We start from the raw sequence: 2,473 nt of genomic DNA on the forward strand, positions 1-2,473 counted from the left end.
CCCGCCTCGCCGGACTGGTCGAGCTGCACGGCGACACCGCCCGCCCCGGCTGGCGGCTGCGCGCCTGGGACCGCGACGACTCCGCCGTGCTGCGCGGCTGGGTCGCCCTCTTCGACGCCGGGCCCCTGGTGCGCCCCGCCCCCGAAGGCACCGCCCCCACCGCCGTGGCCGAGGTGGTCGAGGCCCTGCCCCAGGTGCTCTCCCTGCTCCAGCTGTCCGCCGGACCGGTCGCCGTGCCCGTGCTGCTCGACCTGCTGGAGCAGCGCGTCGCCGAACTGCGCGAGGAGCGCTGCGAGGTCCCCCAGGGCCCCGCGCCCGCCCCGCCGCCCGGTCCCGACTCCCTCTCCCGCCTGCTCGACTGGGCGCTGGAGCAACTGGCCGAGGTCGGCGCGCTGACCCTGGGCGAACTGCTGACCGGTGAACGCCAGGCCACCCTCACCCCGCTGGGCAACTGGGCGGTCTGGGTGAAGCTGGAGCAGATCTGCGTCGCCGCGCAGAGCCCGGCCGGCCACATCGAGCAGTCCGCCGAGGACATGCTGCGCGGCTGCGCCCGGCTCACCCCCGGCCCGGCCCGCGCCGAGTACCGCGCCTGGCTGGCCGCCCGGCCGGTCCGCGGCGCCGTCACCGAGCTGCTCACCGCCGCCCGCGGCGAGGACGCCCTGCTGCGCGGCCTCGCCTTCGAGGCGCTGCGGGTCGTCGGCGCACCCGCGGAGGCCGACGTCCGCGCGGCCGCCGAGGAGGTGTCGCTGCGCCCCTACGCCCTGCTGTGGCTGGCCGAGTACGAGGGCGCCGACCCCGAGGACGCCGCCGAGACGCTCACCCGCGCGGAGTCCACCTGGCTCTGGGTGGACACCGCCGCCGCCGTCGCCGACCACGGCGAGACCAGCCTGCTGGTGCGGCACCTGGAATCGGCCGTCCAGGGCACCGTGCCCGCCCTGCTCGACGAGGTCCGCGCGGTCGGCCACCCCCGTACCGTCCAGGTCCTGGTCGCGCTCGCCGCGGCGCACCCCGACCCGGCCCTGGCCAAGGCGGTCCGCCGGGCCGCCTTCCAGGTCCACACCGGCGGCTCCTGACCGGCCCGGCGCCCCCGGGCCCGCGCACACCGCGCGGGCCCGGGGGCCCGCGCTCGGCTCAGTCCGGTATCCGCGGCGCGTAGGTGCCGAAGCTCCAGACGTTCCCCTCGGCGTCCCGGGCCATGTAGTCGCGGGAGCCGTACTCCTGGTCGGCGGGCGGCATCAGGATCTCCACCCCGTACGCCGCGGCCCGCGCGTGGTGCGCGTCCGCGTCCGCCACCACCACGTACATCCCGGCCGGGCCCGCGCCCGCCATCGCCTCGGCGAACTTCCCCTCCCGCCCCTTGCTCCCCAGCATCACCACGCTGTCGCCCACGGCCAGCTCGGCGTGGACCACCGAGCCGTCCTCCCCCTCGTACACCGCCAGCTCCCGGAATCCGAAGCCGTCCACCAGCAGCCGGATGGCGGCCCTGGGGTCCTCGTAAAGCAGCGTCGGGCTGATCGTCGCCGCCTGCGCCATACCGATCACTCCTCCCGCACTCGCCCAGCGCCGACCCTCGCGCTGTGACGTGGATCACCGACGACTCCCAGTCTGGCACCCCCCACCGACAACGCCTCCCGGACGGGATCCGCGCGCGGCGGACCTCAGCGGAAGGTGTCGCAGCGCGCCAGGTCACCCGTCCGGTAGCCGGTCGCGAACCATCCCTGCCGCTGCTCCGCCGAACCGTGCGTCCAGCTCTCCGGGGTCACCCGCCCCTGTAGCCGCTCCTGGATGCGGTCGTCGCCCACCGCGGCCGCCGCGTCCAGACCGTCCCGGACGTCCTCCTCGGTCAGCTCCGACAGCACCGGGCGGCCGGTCCGCTCGTCCGGCGCCGTCGTCGCGTGCCGCGCCCACACCCCGGCGTAGCAGTCGGCCTGGAGCTCCACCCGCACCGCGTTGCTGCCCGCGCCCTGCCGGCCGTCCTGTGCCCGGCGCAGCGTCCCGGTCAGGTCCTGCACGTGGTGGCCGTACTCGTGCGCCACCACGTACGCCTGGGCGAACGGCCCGCCGCGCGCCCCGAACCGCGACCGCAGCTCGCCGAAGAAGTCCAGGTCCAGATAGACCCGCGCGTCGCCCGGGCAGTAGAACGGCCCCACCACCGAGGTCGCCGTCCCGCACGCGGTGCCCACCCGCTCGCTGAACAGCACCGTCCGGGCGTCCTGGTACCGGCCGCCGCGCCGGGTGAACTCCGCCCGCCAGTAGTCCTGCACGTTGTTGACCACCCCGACGATCCGGCAGTCCTCCCGCGCGTTGGCGTCCGATCCCCGGCGGCAGGAGGCCGCGACCCCCTCCGCCGCCGTGGAGCTGGCCGCCGGCTCGGGGCTCCCCTCGGACAGCCCCAGCTCCTCCGGGCCGACTCCGAAGAACAGCCCCAGCAGCAGCGCGATCACCCCCGCGATCCCGCCGCCCACCGTGGCCC

General features: G+C 76.5%; 3 protein-coding genes. 1 reads left to right on the top strand and 2 read right to left on the bottom strand.

What is annotated here, in order from left to right; translation table 11 throughout:
* A partial coding sequence (locus C6N75_RS27205; RefSeq protein WP_105871528.1) for a hypothetical protein occupies positions 1-1,073 on the top strand: 1,073 nt, incomplete at its 5' end.
* Positions 1,074-1,131: 58 nt separating this feature from the next.
* Here C6N75_RS27205 and C6N75_RS27210 read toward each other — a convergent pair.
* Together C6N75_RS27210 and ypfJ are read right to left on the bottom strand one after the other, a co-directional pair.
* Positions 1,132-1,533, bottom strand: coding sequence for a VOC family protein (locus C6N75_RS27210; RefSeq protein WP_105871529.1), 402 nt, complete (start codon positions 1,531-1,533; stop codon positions 1,132-1,134).
* 125 nt (positions 1,534-1,658) lie between these two features.
* The coding region (gene ypfJ / locus C6N75_RS27215; protein ID WP_181160641.1) for a KPN_02809 family neutral zinc metallopeptidase at positions 1,659-2,473 on the bottom strand (815 nt) is incomplete at its 5' end.

The sequence above is a fragment of the Streptomyces solincola genome (assembly GCF_002982015.1).
In the GTDB taxonomy this organism is placed as follows: Bacteria; Actinomycetota; Actinomycetes; order Streptomycetales; family Streptomycetaceae; genus Streptomyces; species Streptomyces solincola.